The organism is Chryseobacterium glaciei, assembly GCF_001648155.1.
Lineage (GTDB): Bacteria > Bacteroidota > Bacteroidia > Flavobacteriales > Weeksellaceae > Chryseobacterium > Chryseobacterium glaciei.
Genome location: NZ_CP015199.1, coordinates 1,268,216 through 1,289,849, shown reverse-complemented (window position 1 = coordinate 1,289,849; position 21,634 = coordinate 1,268,216). Strand labels below are relative to the sequence as shown.

Sequence of the window (21,634 nt, the reverse complement as noted above, 5' to 3'; positions counted from 1 at the left end):
ATCTATATATTAAAATAATTAAATTCTCCTCATTAAAATAATGTAGGAGAATTTGAATTTAATAAAACTAATCATGAAAAAAATCTGTACATCTTTACTGATTGCCATATCAGTTTATTCAAATGCACAAAGTAATTTAAATGTTAAACTAAATGAGATCAATTTTGGAGCTTCAAGTTCACCATATAATTTAATAAAGCTTAATGATCTTATTATTTTTGCGGCAGTTAGAAATGCTGATGAAGGTTTAGAACCATGGTGCTATAATTCGGTTACAAAAAAATCTGTCCTGCTAAAAGATATTTATGCGGGTCATAATAGCGGCATACCACCAAATTCACTATTTGTAAAATTAAATAATAAAGTCTATTTCTTGGCTCAGCAAAATTCATCAGGGTATCAAATTTGGGAAACCAACGGTACGCCTGCGGGAACAGTAAAAGCTACAGATATAAATTCTAACTATTCTATTGAACAACTTGTTGTTGTTGGGAACAAAATTTTCTTCTATCAAAATAAAGAATTATGGTCTTTTGATACGGTTTCAAATAATTTGTTGCAATTAAAAACATTTGAGTATTCTGGGAATGTAAAATTATATTCATTCAATAATCAATTATTCTTAGCTGCAAATGACGGGATTTCTGGAAAAGAAATATGGAAATCTGATGGAACTGTTGCCGGAACTATTTTATTAAAAGATATAGCTTTAAACAGCGGAAGCAGTATTTCTAATGATTTTAAAATTTTAACTTTAAATAATGGTAAATTTTATTTCATAGCAAATACTTCTACAGGTTATCAACTTTATGAAAGTGATGGAACTACAGTAGGAACGGTTTCAATAAAGCCGATTCAAGGAATGGGTGAATTAAATGGAGCTTCAGCAGGTAATTACTTTGTATTCTCCGGATTTGATCCAGCAGCAGGAGGGTTTGAACCTTGGATATCAGACGGAACTTCAGTCGGAACTACAATCTTGAAGGATATTCTTCCAGGAAATACAAGTTCCATGGGAATTAGTAAATTTTTTAAGCTTAACAATAAAATATATTTCGAAAGCAATTCGAATGGAATAAGTCCAGCCTATGGTAACTATATCTGGGAAACTGATGGTACAGTAGCGGGAACAGTCCTGTTTAATACTCCTACCAATAATGTATTGTATGGTACAAGTTCAGACAATCAGCATTTAGTTCTTACAAAGCCAAACGAATGGAACCGCTTTTGGATAACAAACGGTAATTCTGCCCTGACATTTGAAATTACCGGACTCGGAATGTCTTCTGATAGTAATTTTGTAGATTTAAATTCTAAAATTTATCTTGGCGGAAGTATTGCAAAATATGGTATGGAACTACTTTCTCTAGATCCCATTTCACAGCAAGCTACATTAGCATCAGATATAAGTAGATATGAAAGTGCTTCTCCACATTCTTATGATTTATTAAATGATAATTTAATTTTTATTGCATCAGACAGAGAGTTCAATAATCAAATTTACAAGAGAGATAAGGCTACCCAACAAATCAGCCGTCTCACAAACTTTACCAGCGGATCTTCTTCTATAGGAATGTTTACGAATTTTGACGATCCTTTTATTAAAGTAGGAAATTATCTTTACACCAAAAATAGCAGTCCGAATTTTAGAAGTGTATTCTACAGAACAGATGGAACTGCAGCAAATTCTGTGATGATTCCTACACCGGATACAACGACAAATGATGTTGCGATGCATGTAAACCTCAATGATAATTCTCTATTATTTGCAGGATACAATAATATCACGGGAACAGAACTTTGGAAAATAGATAATAATTCAAATATCCCTGTTTTAGTAAAAGATATTTCGACTGATAATATGGGAAGCATGTATAATACAGATCCTAAAGCAGTTGCTTTTAACGGAAATGCCTATTTTGTAGCCAAAGAAAACGGGAAGTTGGGAATCTGGAAATCTGACGGAACACCTGCCAATACTTCAAAAGCAATTCAATTTACATTTCAGGACGGAACAGATGGTGATATTAAAGTAGTCGGAAGCTTAAACAACCAATTACTCTTTACGAGCAGAAAAGAAAATAGTTCAAATTTTGGAAATACGGAGCTTTTTGTATCTAATGGAGATCAGGCATCGGCAGTTTTACTGAAATCGCACAGTACACCATTCGGATCAGGTAATATTAACAGAGATATAGAGGTATTAAACAATAAATTATTTTATATCGTAACTGGATATCCCGGAGGTGTTTATTCCACAGATGGAACTGTAGCAGGCACAACGGAAGTTTTACAAGGTAATTTCTTCGGTGATATTAAATTGAAAAAATGCGGAAATCAATTATTCTTCACAAATAATAATGCAACTCAACTGTGGAGAACGGATGGCACAACTACAGGAGCGCAGAATTTAACATCAAATTTTACTTCCATTAAAGATATGGTATGCAATGGGAATTATCTGTATTTCTTAAATGGAGAGTCTCAAAAAGTTTGGAGAAGTAATGGAATTGCTTCTAATACAATGCCTTTAGATATTTTTATTACAAATGATGATAATCAATTATTAACTAATGAAAATATTCTTAAACTGGCATCAGATAATGACAAACTGTATCTTACAGTTTTCACAAAAGATCATGGAAACGAATTGTATGAAGTGACAGACACAATGCCTGTTTTCTTAGCGACAACAGAAACTGATGTTAAAAACACAAATTCAATTGCAAATATTCAGGTGTACCCAAACCCGATTACTGACGTTTTTTCTATCAAAACTAAAGGTGATGACAAGATTGAAACAATTAAAATCTTCGATACTTCAGGTAAGCTTGTAAAGGATATCGTATTCAATAATAATAAAATTAATATTGCAGATTTGTCTTCGGGACTATATTTCTTAAAAATCAAAACAAATAAAGGTGATTTCTTTACTAAGATTATCAAAAAATAAAAAAAAGCCCTTACCTGAAATTCAGGTAAGGGCTTTTAATAACAGCTAACCATAAAAACAAAAATTATTAAGGCATTAGAACAGTGTCAATTACATGAATTACACCATTAGACTGATTTACATCAGATATTGTGATTTTTGCACTATTTCCTTTAGCATCAGTTACATATAGATCTTTTCCTTTTGTCCAGAAAGTAACATCTTCACCTTCAACAGTTTTCATCATACTTTTTCCGTTTCCGGCTTTTACTGCAGCCCAGATTTCTTTAGCACTATATTTTCCTGCAAGAACGTGGTATGTTAAAATTTTAGTAAGCATTTCTTTATTTTCAGGCTTTACTAAAGTTTCTACTGTTCCTTTTGGAAGTTTAGCAAATGCAGCATCCGTAGGTGCTAATACTGTGAAAGGTCCTTTTCCCTGTAAAGTTTCAACTAAACCTGCTGCTTTTACTGCTGCTACAAGGGTTTTATGATCTTTAGAATTTACAGCATTTTCAATGATGTTTTTTGAAGGATACATTGCTGCACCACCTACCATTACTGTTTTTTCTTTCATTTGTGCAGTTAGATTTCCACTGAAAGCAAATGATAAAGCTACCATTCCTAAAACTGCGATTTTTGATCTTGTATTCATTTTTTTGATTTTTTAAATTAAATAGTATTTGATTTCTTACCTACCATTTACGAGGTGGATTCTGTTTTAGATTTAAAAATTATTTTTTTATTTAAATTATTTTTCACTGAGTTAATAAAAGGTTGAATTCATTTCAAAATCATTTACGATATAAATTATTTTTTGGTTTTTCTTTACTATACAGTTTATTTCATTACATTTGGATTGAAAAATATTCGTTATTAAAACAAACTATTCGGAAGAGGAACTTATCGTTTTATTGAAAGAGAAAAACGAAGCTGGTTTTCATTATTTATATGACCATTACTCTGGCGCGCTTTATGGTGTGATATTCCGAATTGTGCAATCAAAAGAATATACAGAAGAAGTCATTCAGGATGTTTTCGTGAAAATCTGGAACTCCATTCTACAATATGACGCTACCAAAGGACGATTTTACACCTGGATGATCAATATTGCCAGAAATACGGCGATAGATTATTTAAAATCAAAAGGTTTCCAAAACGAGCTTAAAAACCAACCACTCCCTGATTTCGTATATAACAGTGCAGAACTTTCAACAACTAATAAAGCATCCGACTTTATCGGGTTTAAAGATGTTCTTGGAGGTTTGGAGACTGATAAGCAGGAGCTTATAGATCTGGCGTATTATCAGGGATATACACAAAATGAAATATCCGAAAAACTGAAGATACCGCTGGGTACTGTTAAAACAAAAATGCGGAATGCATTGATAAAATTAAAGGATTTGTTAAAAGATTATCAATAAATTGAACACTAAGGAATACATATCATCCGGAATTTTAGAATCTTATATTCTAGGTTTTGCTTCTCAAGAGGAAGCAGGCATTTTGGAATGTGTGATGAAGAACAATGCTGAAGTTAAAGCAGCTTTTGAAGAAGCTCAAAAAACTTTGGAAGATTTGGCAACGGCTCAGGCTGTGACTCCTCCAAATGATTTAAAATCTAAGATTTGGAATAAAATTCAACAGGAACAGATTGTTGAAGAAGTGAGACCTGTAATTTCAGAAGTAAAACAAGATCTGAAAGTTCAGGGAGAAATTAGAGAGATTAATACTCAGAAAAATAACAACTGGAAATCCTACGCTGTTGCAGCATCGGTGTTGTTTTTAGTAAGTGTTGCCGGAAATTTATTCTGGATGAATACGCAGTCTAAAAATAAAGAAGTTATTGCAAAACTTGAAACTGAAAAGCAATCTAAAGATTTAGCATATCAAAAAATGCAGCAAAAATGGCAAATGTTGTCTGGTGCAGATATGCAGATGGTTGTTTTGAAGGGAGTGGAAAAACATTCTGACTCCAAAGCAATGGTTTTCTGGGATAAAAAATCTAAAGAAGTCTATTTAAATGCCGACAGTTTGCCGACAGCTCCGGAAGGAATGCAATATCAGCTTTGGGCAATTGCGGACGGTAAACCTGTAAGTGCGGGAATGTACACAGAAGATAAAGACAGTAAAATAGCTCTCGCAAACATAAAAAATGCTCAGGCTTTTGCCATAACTCTTGAAAAAAAGGGCGGAAGCGCAACGCCAACCATGGAAAATATGTATGTGATGGGTGAAGTTTAATATTAGTCTTAAATGATAATATATAAAAAGCTCTTGATTCAAGAGCTTTTTTTGTTTTTTATGAATTGAAAAATTCCCAAATTACTTTCGCCTTACTTTTCCCAAGAATCTCTTCCAAAGTTTCTAAATTGGACTCTTTTATACGTTTTACAGACTTTAATTTAGATAAAAGCAACTCAATTGTTTTTTCTCCGACTCCGGGAATTTCTTCAAGTTCAGATTTTATGGTAGAATTTGTTCTTCTGGTTCTGTGATGTTTTACCCCAAAACGGTGGGCTTCATCTCGAACTCTTTGAAGAATTTTAAGGGTTTCAGATTTTTTATCAAGATATAAAGGAATCGGATCTTCGGGGAAGAAAATTTCCTCTAATCTTTTGGCGATTCCGACAATGGTAATTTTTCCGTAAAGTCCTAATAATCTTAAACTTTTTACTGCAGAAGAAAGTTGTCCTTTTCCACCATCGATCAAAATTAATTGTGGCAAGGCATCACCTTCATCCAACAATCTTTTGTAACGGCGGTAAATCACTTCTTCCATCGTTGCAAAGTCATTGGCTCCTTCCACGGTTTTTGGATGGAAAATTCTGTAGTCTGCTTTGCTTGGCTTTCCATCTTTAAAAACAACACAGGCGGAAACCGGATTGGTTCCCTGAATATTCGAGTTGTCAAAACCTTCAATATGTCTTGGTTCAACAGGCATTCTCAGCAGTTTTTGCATTTCTGCCATGATTCGATTGGCATGTCTTTCCGGATCTATGATTTGAACCTGTTTTAATTTTTCTAAACGATATTCTTTCGCATTTTTCTCCGAAAGTTCAACGATTCGTTTTTTATCGCCCATTTTAGGAACGATCAATTTCACATTCGGAATTTCAACAGATAAATGGAAAGGAAGCAGGACTTCTTTTGAGTCTGAATCGAATTTCTGACGAATTTCAATCATGGCTTCTTCCAGAATATCTTCGTCCGATTCTTCCAGAATTTTTTTAATTTCTGTCGTGAAACTCTGAATAATATTTCCGTTTCTGATCTTAAAGAAATTTACGTAAGCAGCAGTTTCATCACTCGTCATTCCAAACACATCTACATCGTCGATATTTGGGTTAACAACCGTGTTTCTGGACTGATAATCTTCCAAAATATCCAATCTTTCTTTAATGATCTGAGCTTGTTCAAATTGCAGATTTTCAGCATGTTTCATCATCTGATTAACCAGATATTCCTTTGCTTTTCGGAAATCACCTTTTACAATTCCGCGGATGGCGTCTATTTTTTCATCATAATCTTCCTTGCTTTCCAGATCTTCACAAGGTCCTTCGCAATTTTTGATATGATATTCAAGACAAACTTTATACTTTCCTTCTGATATTTTGGTTGGAGCTAAATTTAAATTACAAGTTCTGAGTTTGTAAATATGCTTAATAGTTTCCAGTAAAATCTTTGCAGGACGTACTTTCGCATAGGGCCCGTAATATTCTGAACCATCTTTAATCTTTGTTCTTGTTAAAAATATTCTGGGAAAATTTTCATTTTTAATACAGATCCAAGGATAGGTTTTATCATCCTTCAACATGACATTATAAAACGGCTGATGTTCTTTTATCAGATTGTTTTCCAATAAAAGAGCGTCGTATTCGCTGTTTACAATGGTAGTTTCCAATCGCTGGATCTTGCCAACCATTATTCTTGTTCTGTAACCCGGAAGATTTTTGTTGAAATAGGAGAGAACCCTTTTCTTTAAATTTTTAGCCTTTCCGACATACAATAAATGCTCATTTTTATCATAATAACGATAAACACCGGGTTCGGAAGGTAAAGTTTTGAGTTGTAATTCTAAAGAAGGATTCATATAACAAAATTACGGAATTTTGCTTTTATCTGTTGATACTAATATTTTTTTAACCTATTTTAAATTTTAGATAACAAATCTTTTCGGCCGTCGATATAAGATAAATGGTCGTCAAAGCTTACTTCCACGAATAAAATTTTATTTCCTTGTTTTAAAATTTTTAACGAACCATAAACTTTTTCACCCTCACAAAAGACTGAATGGTTGATAAGTCTTTCTTCACTTTCAAATAGCTGTAATATTTTACGATTTTCGGCTTTGAAATTTTTCCATTCTTCTAATGATTTTTTATCATTTTTTTCAAAAGAGTAAACGGTGATCATAGCACTGTCACTCATCCAAATTTTATCAATGATAGGATTTTGAAGTGAAGTTATTTCATTAAAACCTTTCGGGATATGAACATTAAAACCATTTTTAGAATAAGTATAATTTTCGGGCACTTCTTTATTGTCATCTTTTACATTACCGTCCAAAATGTAGAATTTCTTCATTTTTGAAGCCAGTTTAACCACTTTAAACAGTTTTTTATAATCATGAAAATTAATGCTTTTAGCATGTTTTTCAAAAATTTTTTGATACTCAGCTATTCTTTCGGAAGGAAGAAATTTTTCATCAATATTGTCAACCTGTTTTTTTATAGACGGATCTTTCATTTTCAAATCATTAATAACTTTGATATCAACAATTTCGGTGGCTTCCAGATTTCTTTTAAATAAAATTGGATCTTTGATGACAGCCTCAGAAGTCAGATATCTCCCCATCGTTTTATAATTGGTCTGATAGGGAATATGATCAAGGGTTTTCACATAATTGCCAGCATGAGCTACATCATCCGCTTTTGAACAACCCTTGAAAACCCGTCCCAAAGCTCCCCAGAATAATAGACTGAAAATCAGTATTGTGTTGATGTAAAGTTTCATGATGATAATTTTAATGCAAAAATACACTTTCTAATTTTTCATTAAAAAACGAAAAAAGCTGCAGAAAATTTCTACAGCTTTATACATTGTATAATTGAATATTTTATCCGTTTGTCATCTGAGTATACTCGCTCACCAAGAAGCTGAAATAATCCCATTCAACAGATTTTTTAGGATATTTTTTCATGAATTCTGCATTATCGCCAAAAAGGAAATCGTAGTTGTCTTCAAAATCATCTTTGTGAAGCCACATTACTTTATTACCTTTTTTAACATAATAAGATTTAATAACACCACCTCCTAATTGAGGAGAACCCATCACAGAAAATCCGGTTGTTTCTTTTGCTCTAGGATCGTAATAAACAGAAATAATATCATCAAATCCAGGGTTGATTACCTGCATTAAGAATTCTTTATCGTCTTTCTTATTTTTAAGAGAAACAGTTTGGTTTACAAAATGAATACGCTCGTTTGTTGTATTCTTATTTAAACTCTTGGTTCCAAAATTTCTGATATTTCCCATGTACTTGGCCACTTTTGCATACTTTTCAGCATTGCTTGGGTAAACATACATTTCGTCAATTTGATCAGCATTGAAAGTCGTGCTCTTTTTTGAGATACTGTCTTTGATAGCAACTTCGAAAATCTGTCCTTTTTTAGTGTCTATTTTACTACAGAATCCTTTGTGAGTCGTTCCGTCCTTTAAAATTACGGTAGATGTTTTTTTAGGAGATGGAGTGTTGAATCCTTCATTAAAAAGATACATTTCCATTTTTTTGATCTCTTCTTTTGAGTATTTTACCTTGTCTTGGGCAAAAGTTGCAACACTTACAAAGCAGAATGCAAGCAGTAAAGCTCTAAATTTCATAGTTTATTGTTTTTATTTTCGGACGTAAAAGTAATGAAATAAATCACTTGTTTTGAAAAATAAATACTGCCCTAAATTTTACTTTTACAGTTGTCGTTAAAAGTGTAATTTTAAGCAAAATTAAGACAATGATATACGGGATAGATGTTTTCAGTTTCCATGACGTATTGGAAATCTGTAAAAATCCAAAAAAAGCGAAACTTAATAAAGCTTCAAAAGATCAAATTTTAAAATCACAGAAAAACGTTCAGAAAATTGTAGAGTCCGACAGATGTGTGTACGGAATCAATACAGGTTTCGGACCTCTTTGCGATACCAAAATTTCTGCTGACGAAACAGCACAATTACAATATAACCTAATCATTTCTCATGCAGTAGGTGTAGGAAAACCGATTGATAAAGAGTTTTCAAAAATCATGATCATTGCTAAAGTTCATGCATTGTCAAAAGGTTTTTCGGGAGTTTCTTTAGAGGTGATTGAGCGATTGATCACAATGTTGGAGAAAGATATTATTCCTGTAGTTCCTGAGCAGGGTTCTGTTGGAGCTTCGGGAGATTTGGCACCTTTATCACACTTAGTTTTACCACTTTTGGGGTTAGGACAGGTTTGGGTAGGAGATCAGATTTTCGAAACTGCTGAAATTTTAGAGAAACATAACCTTGAACTGTTGACTTTAGGTCCAAAAGAAGGTTTGGGATTAATTAACGGAACTCAGTTTATTTTGGCTCATGCGATCAAAGGTTTAGAGAAATTCGAATATCTATTGGATCTTGCTGATCTTACTGCTGCAATGAGTCTGGAAGCATACAGAGGTTCTGAAAGTCCGTTCAAAAAGGAACTTCATGACATCAGACCATTTGAAGGAAGCAAAAAAGTAGCTGCAAGAATGGTTAAATTTCTGAAAGGTTCTGAAAATATGAAAGCTCATGAAGAATGTGAGCGAGTTCAGGATCCTTATTCAATGAGATGTGTTCCTCAGGTTCATGGAGCGAGTAGAAATGCTTTTGAACATCTTAAATTGATGGCAAACACAGAATTGAATTCTGTAACAGATAACCCGATTGTTTTAAGTGCGGAAGAATCTATCTCAGGAGGAAATTTCCACGGACAATTAATGGCGATGCCTTTAGATTATGCAACATTGGCTGCGGCTGAATTAGGAAATATTTCTGATAGAAGAAGTTATTTATTATTGGAAGGGAAATACGGTTTACCAAGATTATTAACGGAAAGCTCTGGTTTAAATTCAGGTTTCATGATTCCTCAATATACTTCTGCGGCTTTGGTTACGGAAAATAAAACATTATGTTTCCCGGCTTCTGCAGATTCAATTCCGACAAGTTTAGGTCAGGAAGATCACGTTTCGATGGGAAGTATTTCGGGAAGAAAATTCAATCAGGTTCTTGGGAATTTGGTTAATATTTTATCTGTTGAATTAATGTTTGCTGCACAAGGATTAGAATTCAGAAGACCTGCAAAATGTTCAAAAATTATTGAAGAAAACTTTGCAATCATCCGTTCTAAAGTTGCTAAACTTGAAGAAGACAGATTGATCGGAAAAGATATGTTGGCGATTGCTGAATTGATTAATGATAGAAAATTTGTTGTGAATTAATTTTCAAACTTAAATAAAATATGAAGGCTTCCTGAAAATGGAGGCCTTTTTTATTTTCTACCACAGATCTCACAGATTTACACAGATGTTTATGCATATTTTTATTGATAATTGATAACATGAAAGAAGTCTGTTTAATATTTTACAAATAATTACACGAAACTAAAACATAAGCATCTGTGTAAATCTGCGAGATCTGTGGGAGTATAAAAAAACATTATTTTTGTAAAAGTAAAAACAAAAAGATGACAATAACAAAAACAGATTCTTCAAACGTAGACTTTCAAAATCTGGTAAAACTTCTTGATGCCGACTTGGCTATTCGTAACGGTGAAGATCATGCATTCTATGATCAATTCAACAAAATTGATATGATAAATAATTGTATCGTTATTTATATAGATGATAATCCTGCAGCTTGTGGTGCTTTCAAAAAATTTGAAGATGATACAGTTGAGATCAAAAGAATGTACACCCACCCTAATTTTAGAAAAAGAGGTTTGGCAGGAACGATCGTAAAAGAATTAGAAAGCTGGGCAAAAGAAATTGGCTATAAAAAAGCCGTTCTGGAAAGTTCTTTAGAACAAAATGAAGCTCTTTCTGTATACGAAAAAAGTGGTTACCAAAGAATCCCAAATTATGGACAATACATCGGAATTGATAAAAGCGTTTGCTATGAAAAAATATTGTAAACCATAGTTGTATATTATTTTTAGCATAATAAAATCAATGTAAAAATCATGTGAAGTTAATTTTTAACGAACTGTAATTCAAGAGAAAGTGATATCTTGTATTACCAAATAAAAATTAATTTATATGAAAAAAAACGTATTTTATGTGATGTTTCTGCTTTTTGTGGTGGTTTCATGTAACAGAGACGAACTTCAGAATCAGGTAACCGAAATTGAGGTTGCTCAAAAAGATCCTCTCGAGGCAAAACAAATTAACGGTAAAATTAATGAATCTATTAAAAGTACCGGATCTTTCTCATGGACAAAATCTTCCGATCATTTTGTCTGGAGTGCAATTTTTCAAGGAAATAAAGTAGCTTCAATTGGCTTTGGCTCTTCAAAAGATGACTTTGACCGAAGTCTGTCTTCTGATAATGAGCAAATTCAAAATGAAATTCTAGCGCTTATTGAGAAATATGAGGGGAAGGAAAAAAGCAGAGTTTTACTTAGTGCTGACAAATATCTCAATCAGATGGATGTTACGATTGAAAAGCAGGAAACTGTGATTGCTCTTCGTAAAATGAAAAACATTCGTTATCTGGAGCCTGCAGATTATCATTATTTCGAAAATGAAAATAAATTCAGCGGCACCGCAAAATCAAGCGGCAGTTCGGGATGTGGATTTGAATCAACGGCTTTAAATGCTGCAGACTATACAACGGTAACTCCCAACGCAAAAGCACCGTGGTCTTTTTACAAGCACAATATTACAAACGCCTGGAGTTATAGCACAGGAGCCGGAGTGACGATTGGTTTGATAGATTCCGGAGTTTCGCCTGAGCAAAGTCTGTTGGGAAGCAATTTTAATAATGGATTATCATCCGGAAGAACGATCAGTAAAGTTGGGGTGCATGTAGATTCTGTCTGGCCATGGGCTACGGGCTACGATGGACCAAACGATCAGTGCGGACATGGAACAAGCATGGCTTCTGCAATGGCGGCTCCAAGAAATAATCAAGGACAACCGGTTGGAGTAGCTTATAATGCCAATTTAATCGCATATCGTGCAGCAACCAACGTTGTTTTGGATGGTTATCACGAACAAAATGGAGTGAAAATAGCTTTCACAGAGCTTGCTAATAACAATAGCGTGAAAATTATCTCCATGTCAATGGGACACATTTTTTCTGTGGGTAAAATTGAAGATGGAGTAAAATATGCCTACTCTAAAGGAAAATTAATTTTCTGTGCTGGCGGAACTTCGACAAGTTTTACGAATTTCGTAGGTGTTATTTTCCCGGCTTGGATGCCGGAAACTCAAGCGATCACAGGAGTAAAAGAAAATACTTCTAATCAGAAATGTGATGTTTGCCATTCAGGAGCAGAAATTGATTTTACGTATCAAATGGAAAGAGCGTCAGGAAACAATGTTCCGGTTCTAAGTTATTATAATGCACAAACCGATTATGTGGGTGGTTCTTCCGTTGCAACCGCTTCTACAGCTGGAATTGCAGCATTAGTTTGGGCTAAAAATCCATCATGGACAAGAGAGCAGGTCTTGAATAAAATGAGACAGTCTGCAACGTATTATCCAAGTCCGAATTCAGATTACGGATATGGAAATATTAATGTTTTACAAGCTGTACAGTAAAATTTAAACTGAAAATCTTATTTTAACCACAAAAGGCACAAAAGATTTAATACTTAAATAATTTTAAGTTTAAGAATTCACTGTAAGTTAAGAGCAAGTAAGTTTGAAGACTTTCGATCAATTTGAATTTACATGAAAAGATCTTTTACAACTTTTGTGGTTAAATTTTTTATTAATTAATCTCCTAACTGATAATCTAAAGGAAGCATATTTTCAATTTTATTTTTTGAAAAATCTCCTTCATTGATGAGTAGATCGGGAGTTGTGATGTTTCCGTCTTTTGAAACTTCAAATGTTTCACCTTCAGGATGAAGAAAGGAAGATAAAATTACAGGCGTGGTACTTTTAACAAAATCTTTTCCTTTTCGTTCAAAGAAATATTTGGGATAATTAACCTGAAGCATGTCTGCAAAGCTAAAAAGGACTTCCTCACCGGATCTTTTTACATAATCAGCATCAGGAATTTTTGTTTTTGTGATGGCCAGCGCATAAGGCTTTTCATTATTTTTTCGTCTCAGAATATCACTGATATCCTCGGGAATATTCATGTTTCTTGAATTTTTAATCATCTCCGAAAAATTCTTCAATGTTTTTAATTCTTCTTCGGTCGGATATTTCGGATTGGGGAATTTTACTACTTTATTGACAATAAATCCATCTTTTGAAACCTTATTGTTATAAATACTTCTGAAAAAGTGGAGTAGACTTCCGTCAAAAGCATTCATCCTGTTGAGCTTAACTTTATCTGAGTTTTTTGTTTCTTTAAAAAAACTTGTTCCTGTATAATTGACCATTTTAGACTCAAAATCGGCAGAGTAGCTGATGAGGTTGTATTGTATCTCATAACCTAAATTTTTATTTTCGATAATTAAAGTCTGTGGAGCTTTTACTTTAAGAATTTTATTCGTCTTATCGTAAGCAAATTTTAAAGACCACTGATTTTTAATTCTCACATTTTCTCTGTCAGCACCAATGAATGTATCAAGAAAATAATAGATGTAATTTTTGTAGGCTTCTTCGGTGTAAGGAATAATTTTAACCTCTTCGATCGTATTGGTCTTAATTAAAACAACTTTCAATGTTTTATTGATAACTTCAGAAAGCTTTGTTGTAAAAGTTTCATAATTTTCCTTTTGAAAGACCAAACTTCCACTGGTTTGTGAGGCTAAATTAAGACTGAAACTTCCGTCTTCCTTTGAAATAGTATTGATTTTGGTTCCGTCCAGATAAATATTGACATTGGCAATTTTCTGTTCGGCATCATTCACAACCGTACCTTTAATGATCTGAGCAAATGAACCGTAGAGAGGTAGTAAAAATAAAAATAGTAATATCGTTTTTTTCATGGTAAAACAATATTACTATATTTATAGTGATAAAAAAAATTTTTATTAAATATTTGAGGACTGAAAAATAATTTAACCGATTCTCACGCTCGTCATACTCAACGAACCGCCAATTAATTCATCATTAAATAAGATTAAATTTTCAGCCTTATCTTTCAATCCTAAAGTATAAATCAACGGTAAATAATGATCCGGAGTGGGAACTGCATACTGTAAAAATGTTCCCTGTTTCTGATAATCAATAATAGGTTGGAAATTGCCATCCAGAAGCCAATTGTTGGTTTTCTCTCTGGCTTCAATAGCCCAATCCCAGCCGGCTCCAACGGTATCGATATTTTTCCAGTCGATTAATCTTAAATTATGAACAATATTTCCGCTTCCGATAATAAGAATACCTTTTTCGCGAAGCTTATTTAATTTTTGAGCCAATTCAAAATGATATTGCGGAGGTTTTGTATAATCAATACTTAATTGAATCACAGGAATATCTGCATTAGGATACATATGTTTGATCACCGACCACGCACCATGATCCAAACCCCAATTATGATCTTCTTCAACCAAAATCGGAAATAAAAGTTCAGCCGTTTCCTTGGCTAATTCAGGACTTCCGGGAGCGGGATATTCTACATCGAACAACGCTTTCGGAAAACCTCCAAAATCATGAATTGTCCTCGGCATATCCATCGCCGTCACAAAAGTTCCCTGTGTATACCAATGAGCGGAAATACACAAAATAGCATTCGGTTTCGGAATTTCTGTTGCCGCTTTTCTGAAACCCTGTACAAACTGATTTTCTTCAATAGCATTCATCGGCGAACCGTGCCCAAGAAATAAAACAGGCATTCTTTGTGTACTCTGAAAATTGTCACTGATGTTTTGTAGATCGTTGAGGTTCATACTATAATATTAAAAAAGAAAAAGGTTCAAGGTTTTTAGAAAATCCCTGAACCTTTTATGATTAAATTTTTTGGATGTTTTGGGTGTCTTGTTATTTTAATAGGATTGCATCCTATTCTTGAATATGTCGCCCCTTCGGGGCTCCCCAAAAATCCGTTTTTTTATTATGCTTGTTTTACAAACTGTAAATCTCCTGCTAATTTTACGTCTTCGCTTACCATTACACCTCCAGCTTCAAGGGCAGCATTCCAGTTTAATCCGAAGTCTTTTCTGTTGATTTTCCCTTCAAAAGAGAAACCAGCTTTTGTATTTCCCCATGGGTCAACATTGATTCCGTTAAAATCTACCTCAAGAGTGATTGGTTTTGTAATTCCGTTGATCGTTAAATTTCCGGTTACAGCACCATTCAATGCCTGAGAATCGAAAGTGATTGTAGGATTAGCCTCTGCATTGAAAAACTCTGCAGATTTAAGGTGAGTGTCTCTGTCTGCATTGTGAGTTGAAACAGAATCAGTCTGAATCGTTGCAGTCGTTTTAGCATTAGCGAAAGTATCATCATCAGCATCAATTTCTGCAGTGAAGTTGGTGAAGTTACCTTTAATGTTAGAAATCATCATGTGTTTTACTTTGAAAGTAATTTCACTATGAGTTGGGTCTAGGTTCCATTTTGTTGCCATTGTAATATGTTTTTTATTGTTAATTATGAGACAAATGTAGGATAAGACTTAGGTACAAATCATTGACGTAGGATAAGAAATAAATATGACAACAATTTTAACTTCAAATTAACATTACAATGAAGGGAAAATCTATTACTCATTACCAATTACTCATTACTTATTCTTTAGAAGCTATTTCCTGCTTTCCATTACAATCTTTTTTTTCAAAAAAGGATTTTCATTGCAATCGGGGCTAGGGTATTTGTCGCCATCATTATGATTTGTCTTTGCGAGGAATGAAGTTACGAAGCAATCTGAAAACATCAAAATATTTATTAACGAATCACCATACAGTTTGTCATTCCGCTAGGAATCTCAACAATTATAAATACAATGTAAATTTAGATTCCACGCTCCACTACGTTCCGCTCTGAATGACAAAGATACCGAACAACCATTGCTGGAAGAATTACCAAAAACCAAAAACCAACAACTAACAACTATTAAATCTAATTTAACATTTCTTAACGGTTAACTTTTATTTCTTATTTTTGGTGGATTCAATTTTATACAATGAAATTACATAGATTTTCTTTATTGATGGTAGTTTTGGGCGGATCGGTTTTTGCTCAGACTCAGAAATTCACGATGGCGGAGGCTGTAAATGGGTTGAGAACGAACTTAGCTGTGAAAAATATTTCTCAATTTTCATGGTCTGGAGATGGTAAATCTTACATTCAGGCTGTGAAAGACGGATATTTGATCACAAATCTAAAGACGGCAAAACAGGATACTTTGGTTTCTTTGACGCAGTTGAACAGAAGTTTTTCTGATAATAGACTAGAAGCAGTTCCGCAGATCAAGTTTATCAGTAAATCTCAAGGATATTTTAACGCGAACGATCAAATGATCTGGGTTGATAAATCCGGAAGCGACTGGAAAGTAAAAAGTTCAGCTTCTTTAGATGAAAATGCTGCCAACATAAAAATGTTTAGTGATAATCAGACTTTTGCGTACACGGTAAAGAATAATTTATTTGTCAATAAAAATGGAAAAGTCATTGCCGTAACGAATGATTCTAACGAAAATATTCTTAACGGTGCTGCCAATGTTCACAGAAACGAATTCGGAATTGACACAGGGATTTTTCCTTCTCCCAATTCAGAAAGTGTAGCATTTTACAGAATGGATCAGATGATGGTTGCAGATTATCCTGTAATCGATTGGTCGGTAACTCCCGCGGTAAACCACAACATCAAATATCCGATGGCGGGACAAAAATCTCACGAAGTTACTTTGGGTGTTTATAATATTAAAAATCAATCGACGACTTTCCTGAAAGTTGAAGGCGAGAAAGATCAATATTTAACAGCAATTACCTGGAGTCCGGATTCAAAATATATCTTTGTTGGAGTGTTGAACAGAGGTCAGAATCACATGAAAATGAATCAGTATGACGCTGCTACAGGAGATTTAGTAAAAACTTTATTTGAAGAATCAGACAGTAAATATGTTGAACCACAACATCCGTTAACTTTCTTCCCAAATTCTAATACAGACTTTATCTGGCAAAGTCAGAGAACGGGATATAATCATTTATTCCACTATAGCTTAGAAAAAGGATTGGTTGCTCAGATCACAAAAGGAGATTGGCTGGTAACTGATATTTTAGGTTTCAATGAAAAGAAAAAGGAAATTTATTTCACTTCTACGAAAGAAACTCCTCTGGAAAAACATTTATACAGAATCAATTGGACGAACTTTAAACTACAGAGATTAGACAACGCAGAAGGTGTTCACACAGGAGTTTTAAGCAGTGACGGAAATTATCTGTATGATGTTTACAGCAATGCCAGCACTCCAAAAGTTGCCAACATTATCAATACAAATACATTAAAATCCGACAATATTCTAACAGCAGAAAATACATTAAAAAATTATCAGAGACCTGAAATTAAAAATGTAAACCTAAAAGCTGATGACGGTACACCTTTATACGGTAAAATCATCCTTCCGACGAATTTTGATCCGAACAAAAAATATCCTGTAATTGTTTATCTATACAACGGACCACATTTACAATTGATAACGAATACTTTCCCTGCCTCAGGAAATCTTTGGTATGAATATATGGCTCAAAACGGATACATCATTTTCACAATGGACGGAAGAGGTTCTGCCAACCGTGGAATGAAATTCGAGCAGGCTGTTTTCAGAAACTTGGGAACAACCGAAATGAATGACCAGATGAAAGGGGTAGATTATCTAAAATCTCTTCCTTACGTTGATTCAGAAAAATTGGGTATTCACGGATGGAGCTTCGGTGGATTTATGACAACAAGTTTCATGACTCGTCATCCTGAAGTTTTCAAAGTAGGTGTTGCAGGAGGTCCCGTGATCGACTGGAGTATGTACGAGATCATGTACGGCGAAAGATATATGGACACGCCACAAGAAAATCCACAAGGATATGCAGCGGCTAATTTATTGGATAAAGTTCAGAACTTAAAAGGTAAATTATTGATGATTCACGGTGCACAGGATGATGTGGTGGTTTGGCAACATTCAATTAAATTCATTAAATCTGCAGTTGATAACGGAGTACAGTTAGATTATTTTGTTTATCCTGGACATCCGCACAACGTGATCGGAAAAGACAGAGTGCATTTGATGCAGAAAGTAACAGATTATTTTGATCAGAACTTGAAAAAGTAATCATTAAAAATATAGAATGAACTTGGTAAAAGTAGATAGAGTCCACTTTCATACGTTTGATTCGTTAAGATTTCTATCTTTTTTATTAGTTTTCTTACATCATTCCCCCATTCCTACAGACAGTGTATTGCACTATTTTTCTAAGGGAGGGGGATTGGTGTTTCTTTTTTCTTTGTATTAAGCGGGTTTTTAATTACCTATATTTTAATTCTTGAAAAACTCAATAATCAAAATAAAATTTCACTTAAAAAGTTCTTTAAAAGAAGAATATTAAGAATATGGCCCTTGTATTATGCGATGGCTATTTTTGCATTTTGTACTCCTTTTATCCTTACTTTTTTTCATGTTTCTTTTTCTAATGACGGTTACGAGCCGAATTGGTTCTTCACCTTTGCATTCCTCGAAAATTATATGATGATGTATACCGGAAGTTTTCCAAATGTGGCTCCATTGCCGGTTATTTGGTCGCTTTGTATTGAAGAACATTTCTATATTATCTGGGGACTTATTTTCTATTTTATTTCATTAAAAAATATTCCGAAGCTTATTGTTGTAAGTATTTTGGTCTCATTTTTAACCAAGATCATTTATGAAACATATAATATTCAGTCTTTAGATATCTTTACGAATATTGATAATTTTGCTTTTGGGGCAATTCCGGCTTATCTATTTGTTTTTCATAAAGAAATCATTAAAAAACTAAATGAGATTCCGTCCATTTATAAATATTTTTATGCTGTATTTGTTTTATCAGCCATTGTGATAAGATTAAATACGACAGTAATTCCTGATGTAAAAATAAATTCACTTTTCTTTGGAACGCTGTTTTCTTTACTGATTCTATTCACTTTGGGCGAAAAAAATGTATTCAAAATCTCCGATAAAACTATATTGGCTCGTCTTGGAAAATATACTTACGGATTATATTTAATTCATCCGATATGCATTAGTTTATTCGTCAAAATGGGGGAGAAGTATCATTTGAATTGGTATTCTATTACTTCATTGTCATTTGCTTTTACTGTAATTTTTGCCTATTTATCGTATCAACTTTTTGAGAAACAATTTTTAAAACTTAAAACCTCAAACTAAGTTTTTCTGTTGTTCGTTCTTACCATCGATCAATGTTTTTTAATATTGATAGTCGTAATTTTGTCCTATCTAAAATCAAAAAATATGGAATTAGGAATAGGAATGTTTGGCGACTTATCTTTTGACCAGACAACCGGAAAATATAGAGATGCAGGCGTAAAGATCCGTGAAATTCTTGAACAGGTAAAAGTAATGGATGAGGTTGGAATTGATGTTTTTGCAATGGGAGAACATCACCGTCCGGACTATGCAGTTTCATCACCAGAAATAGTTTTGGCTGCGGCTGCAAGTATTACAAAAAATATAAAATTGGCGAGTGGAGTAACGGTGTTGAGTTCATCTGAGCCGGTAAAAGTATATGAAGACTTTTCAACATTAGATTTAATATCAGACGGAAGAGCAGAAATATTCGTTGGAAGAGGAAGTTTCATAGAATCTTTTCCTTTGTATGGGTATTCTTTAAATGATTACGAACAGCTTTTTGATGAAAAATTAGAATTATTATTAAAAATTAATTCAGAAGAGAACGTTTCATGGTCTGGAAAGCTTCGTGCGCCGATGCAAAATCAAACCGTTTATCCAAGAGCAAAAAATGACGGGAAATTGTCAATCTGGAGAGCTGTTGGCGGAACTCCGCAATCAGTTTTAAGTGCTGCACAATTGGGAATGCCGTTAGTTGTTGCTATTATCGGTGGAATGCCGATTCAGTTTAAAAATTTAATCGAATTTTATAAACAGGAATATCAAAAAGCAGGGCATGATGTATCTAAAATGCAGATCGCCATTCACTCGCACACTTTTGTAAGTGATGACCAAAATGTTGTTGACGGATATTTTAATAATTATAAATCTCAGATGGACAGAATCGGAGCTTCCAGAGGTTGGGCGCCATATACAAAAGCGCAATATGATGGAGGAAGAAACAAAGACGGCGCTTTATTCATCGGAAGTCCGGCTGAAGTTGCAGGTAAAATTGAGTATATGAAAGAAATTTTCGGAATCACAAGATTTATTGGTCATATGGATGTTGGCGATCCTGCTCATGATGTGATGATGAAATCTATTGAACTGTTTGGTGAAAAGGTAAAACCTGCTATTCAAAATTAATAAAATACATTGCAGAGCCCCAAAGGGGCTAATTAACAAAGGGCAGGATGCAATCCTGTCATATGTTTTAAATAACTGTTATATATTTTAAATAATATTTATCCACAATTTAAGTAAAACAAAACCTCCGCTGAAATTTTCAACGGAGGTTTTTCTTAAAATCATCTTATAAAAATGCCAAAAATGTGGCGAGTTTATTAATCGAGATCCGCATTGTAGTAAGCAATGGATACCTGCGGATGAAAAGAGAACATGAAAGTCTCAAAGCCGTTTTCTGGCTTATTATTTTTACTTAAAAGATATTTATTGTCGATAATATCAATTAATGCTAATTCGGGAGTGTAAAATGTAAGTCCGATCTTATGTTTTGACGGATCTTCTGTATTTGAACTGATGAGGTCTAATTTGAAACTTTCAACAGGAAAAAAAGTATTTCCTAAAACATCAGGAAGACTTTTGATCTCGCCATTAAGCTGAGAAATATAATTGACCACCGATGAACTCAACAAAAAAGGGATTCTTTCTGCATGTGAGTTTTTAGCCAAAAGCTCCCAATAATTTTTCACAGGATTTTCTTTGTCATCAAAAACCTGATGCTGAATTTTATACTCAAAATAAGTATCTTCAAAAACATATTTATCCCAGGGTATCGTAGAATTCTGATCGATCACAATTCGGAATGCCAGTTTTATTTTTGCTTTCATGAGAGTAAATTTTTAATAAAATCAGGGCAGTTTTCCACGCCTGCCCTGGTACAAAACACAAATGATATGAAAAAATATCTAACACTTAAAGTATACTAATGAATGGCAACTTTAGTATTTTCTATAGATGTTCCTTTAGAATTTTCTATTATAATTTTCACGGAATAGATGCCCGATTTTAATTGATTTTTAGTGATCTTAATTTTATGTTTTCCCTTTAAAAGTTCCTGTTCATGAAGTATTTTAAAAACTCGTCCTTCTTCATCAATTAATTCTATACTTACAACTGCTCTTTCATTTAAAACAAGAGGAAAAATAATTTCATTAAGAAAGGGATTTGGGTAAATTTTTTTCACA

General features: G+C 33.6%; 18 protein-coding genes. 9 read left to right on the top strand and 9 right to left on the bottom strand.

Annotated elements, in window-relative coordinates:
- Positions 1–73: 73 nt before the first annotated feature.
- A complete protein-coding gene (locus tag A0O34_RS05725; protein WP_066752377.1) occupies positions 74–2,953 on the top strand; it encodes a T9SS type A sorting domain-containing protein in 2,880 nt (959 codons plus the stop codon).
- Between the two features lie 67 nt (positions 2,954–3,020).
- On the opposite strand, the gene A0O34_RS05720 is transcribed toward A0O34_RS05725, so the two are convergent.
- Complete coding sequence (locus A0O34_RS05720) at positions 3,021–3,587, bottom strand: fasciclin domain-containing protein (protein ID WP_066752374.1); 567 nt, start codon at positions 3,585–3,587, stop codon at positions 3,021–3,023.
- Between the two features lie 259 nt (positions 3,588–3,846).
- Between A0O34_RS05720 and A0O34_RS05715 the strand changes: the two genes are divergently transcribed.
- Positions 3,847–4,356, top strand: a complete 510-nt coding sequence (locus A0O34_RS05715; protein WP_185097276.1) for an RNA polymerase sigma factor — start codon at positions 3,847–3,849, stop codon at positions 4,354–4,356.
- 1 nt (position 4,357) lies between these two features.
- A complete protein-coding gene (locus A0O34_RS05710; RefSeq protein ID WP_066752368.1) occupies positions 4,358–5,176 on the top strand; it encodes an anti-sigma factor in 819 nt (272 codons plus the stop codon).
- A gap of 58 nt (positions 5,177–5,234) precedes the next feature.
- On the opposite strand, the gene uvrC is transcribed toward A0O34_RS05710, so the two are convergent.
- From uvrC to A0O34_RS05695, 3 genes are all read right to left on the bottom strand, one after another.
- The gene (uvrC, locus tag A0O34_RS05705) at positions 5,235–7,025 is read right to left on the bottom strand and encodes an excinuclease ABC subunit UvrC (protein WP_066752365.1); all 1,791 of its coding nucleotides are present in this window, start codon (positions 7,023–7,025) and stop codon (positions 5,235–5,237) included.
- Between the two features lie 59 nt (positions 7,026–7,084).
- Positions 7,085–7,948, bottom strand: a complete 864-nt coding sequence (locus tag A0O34_RS05700; RefSeq protein ID WP_066752362.1) for a hypothetical protein — start codon at positions 7,946–7,948, stop codon at positions 7,085–7,087.
- Between the two features lie 103 nt (positions 7,949–8,051).
- Positions 8,052–8,816, bottom strand: coding sequence for a hypothetical protein (locus A0O34_RS05695; RefSeq protein ID WP_066752359.1), 765 nt, complete (start codon positions 8,814–8,816; stop codon positions 8,052–8,054).
- Between the two features lie 128 nt (positions 8,817–8,944).
- On the opposite strand from A0O34_RS05695, the gene hutH reads away from it, so the two are divergent.
- From hutH to A0O34_RS05680, 3 genes are all read left to right on the top strand, one after another.
- Positions 8,945–10,432, top strand: coding sequence for a histidine ammonia-lyase (gene hutH / locus A0O34_RS05690; RefSeq protein ID WP_066752356.1), 1,488 nt, complete (start codon positions 8,945–8,947; stop codon positions 10,430–10,432).
- A gap of 245 nt (positions 10,433–10,677) precedes the next feature.
- Positions 10,678–11,124 carry a GNAT family N-acetyltransferase gene (locus A0O34_RS05685; RefSeq protein WP_066752353.1) on the top strand — a complete coding sequence of 149 codons (447 nt, stop codon included), beginning with the start codon at positions 10,678–10,680 and terminating at the stop codon, positions 11,122–11,124.
- Between the two features lie 124 nt (positions 11,125–11,248).
- A complete protein-coding gene (locus tag A0O34_RS05680) occupies positions 11,249–12,754 on the top strand; it encodes a S8 family peptidase (RefSeq protein ID WP_066752351.1) in 1,506 nt (501 codons plus the stop codon).
- A gap of 176 nt (positions 12,755–12,930) precedes the next feature.
- Here A0O34_RS05680 and A0O34_RS05675 read toward each other — a convergent pair whose 3' ends face one another.
- From A0O34_RS05675 to A0O34_RS05665, 3 genes are all read right to left on the bottom strand, one after another.
- Entirely contained in the window at positions 12,931–14,100 is a 1,170-nt protein-coding gene (locus A0O34_RS05675) for a carboxypeptidase-like regulatory domain-containing protein (RefSeq protein WP_066752348.1), read from the bottom strand.
- A gap of 72 nt (positions 14,101–14,172) precedes the next feature.
- The gene (ygiD, locus tag A0O34_RS05670) at positions 14,173–15,000 is read right to left on the bottom strand and encodes a 4,5-DOPA-extradiol-dioxygenase (RefSeq protein ID WP_066752345.1); all 828 of its coding nucleotides are present in this window, start codon (positions 14,998–15,000) and stop codon (positions 14,173–14,175) included.
- A gap of 164 nt (positions 15,001–15,164) precedes the next feature.
- Positions 15,165–15,677 (bottom strand): YceI family protein, encoded by a 513-nt coding sequence (locus A0O34_RS05665; protein ID WP_066752342.1) that lies wholly within the window; start codon positions 15,675–15,677, stop codon positions 15,165–15,167.
- Positions 15,678–16,232: 555 nt separating this feature from the next.
- On the opposite strand from A0O34_RS05665, the gene A0O34_RS05660 reads away from it, so the two are divergent.
- From A0O34_RS05660 to A0O34_RS05650, 3 genes are all read left to right on the top strand, one after another.
- Positions 16,233–18,374, top strand: a complete 2,142-nt coding sequence (locus A0O34_RS05660; protein ID WP_066752340.1) for a S9 family peptidase — start codon at positions 16,233–16,235, stop codon at positions 18,372–18,374.
- 153 nt (positions 18,375–18,527) lie between these two features.
- Positions 18,528–19,466 (top strand): acyltransferase family protein, encoded by a 939-nt coding sequence (locus A0O34_RS05655; RefSeq protein WP_082891104.1) that lies wholly within the window; start codon positions 18,528–18,530, stop codon positions 19,464–19,466.
- An 84-nt stretch (positions 19,467–19,550) separates the two neighbouring features.
- Positions 19,551–20,573, top strand: a complete 1,023-nt coding sequence (locus tag A0O34_RS05650) for an LLM class flavin-dependent oxidoreductase (protein WP_066752333.1) — start codon at positions 19,551–19,553, stop codon at positions 20,571–20,573.
- Between the two features lie 197 nt (positions 20,574–20,770).
- On the opposite strand, the gene A0O34_RS05645 is transcribed toward A0O34_RS05650, so the two are convergent.
- Positions 20,771–21,277 carry a hypothetical protein gene (locus tag A0O34_RS05645; RefSeq protein ID WP_066752330.1) on the bottom strand — a complete coding sequence of 169 codons (507 nt, stop codon included), beginning with the start codon at positions 21,275–21,277 and terminating at the stop codon, positions 20,771–20,773.
- Between the two features lie 95 nt (positions 21,278–21,372).
- A complete protein-coding gene (locus A0O34_RS05640; protein WP_066752327.1) occupies positions 21,373–21,633 on the bottom strand; it encodes a T9SS type A sorting domain-containing protein in 261 nt (86 codons plus the stop codon).
- Position 21,634: the final 1 nt, after the last annotated feature.

What these genes read in the sequence shown, in the direction of transcription:
- A0O34_RS05725 (WP_066752377.1), top strand. Translation starts at nt 74, where the DNA reads ATGAAAAAAATCTGTACATCTTTACTGATTGCCATATCAGTTTATTCA.
- A0O34_RS05720 (WP_066752374.1), bottom strand. Translation starts at nt 3,587, where the DNA reads ATGAATACAAGATCAAAAATCGCAGTTTTAGGAATGGTAGCTTTATCA.
- uvrC (WP_066752365.1), bottom strand. Translation starts at nt 7,025, where the DNA reads ATGAATCCTTCTTTAGAATTACAACTCAAAACTTTACCTTCCGAACCC.
- A0O34_RS05700 (WP_066752362.1), bottom strand. Translation starts at nt 7,948, where the DNA reads ATGAAACTTTACATCAACACAATACTGATTTTCAGTCTATTATTCTGG.
- A0O34_RS05695 (WP_066752359.1), bottom strand. Translation starts at nt 8,816, where the DNA reads ATGAAATTTAGAGCTTTACTGCTTGCATTCTGCTTTGTAAGTGTTGCA.
- hutH (WP_066752356.1), top strand. Translation starts at nt 8,945, where the DNA reads ATGATATACGGGATAGATGTTTTCAGTTTCCATGACGTATTGGAAATC.
- A0O34_RS05685 (WP_066752353.1), top strand. Translation starts at nt 10,678, where the DNA reads ATGACAATAACAAAAACAGATTCTTCAAACGTAGACTTTCAAAATCTG.
- A0O34_RS05680 (WP_066752351.1), top strand. Translation starts at nt 11,249, where the DNA reads ATGAAAAAAAACGTATTTTATGTGATGTTTCTGCTTTTTGTGGTGGTT.
- A0O34_RS05675 (WP_066752348.1), bottom strand. Translation starts at nt 14,100, where the DNA reads ATGAAAAAAACGATATTACTATTTTTATTTTTACTACCTCTCTACGGT.
- ygiD (WP_066752345.1), bottom strand. Translation starts at nt 15,000, where the DNA reads ATGAACCTCAACGATCTACAAAACATCAGTGACAATTTTCAGAGTACA.
- A0O34_RS05665 (WP_066752342.1), bottom strand. Translation starts at nt 15,677, where the DNA reads ATGGCAACAAAATGGAACCTAGACCCAACTCATAGTGAAATTACTTTC.
- A0O34_RS05660 (WP_066752340.1), top strand. Translation starts at nt 16,233, where the DNA reads ATGAAATTACATAGATTTTCTTTATTGATGGTAGTTTTGGGCGGATCG.
- A0O34_RS05650 (WP_066752333.1), top strand. Translation starts at nt 19,551, where the DNA reads ATGGAATTAGGAATAGGAATGTTTGGCGACTTATCTTTTGACCAGACA.
- A0O34_RS05645 (WP_066752330.1), bottom strand. Translation starts at nt 21,277, where the DNA reads ATGAAAGCAAAAATAAAACTGGCATTCCGAATTGTGATCGATCAGAAT.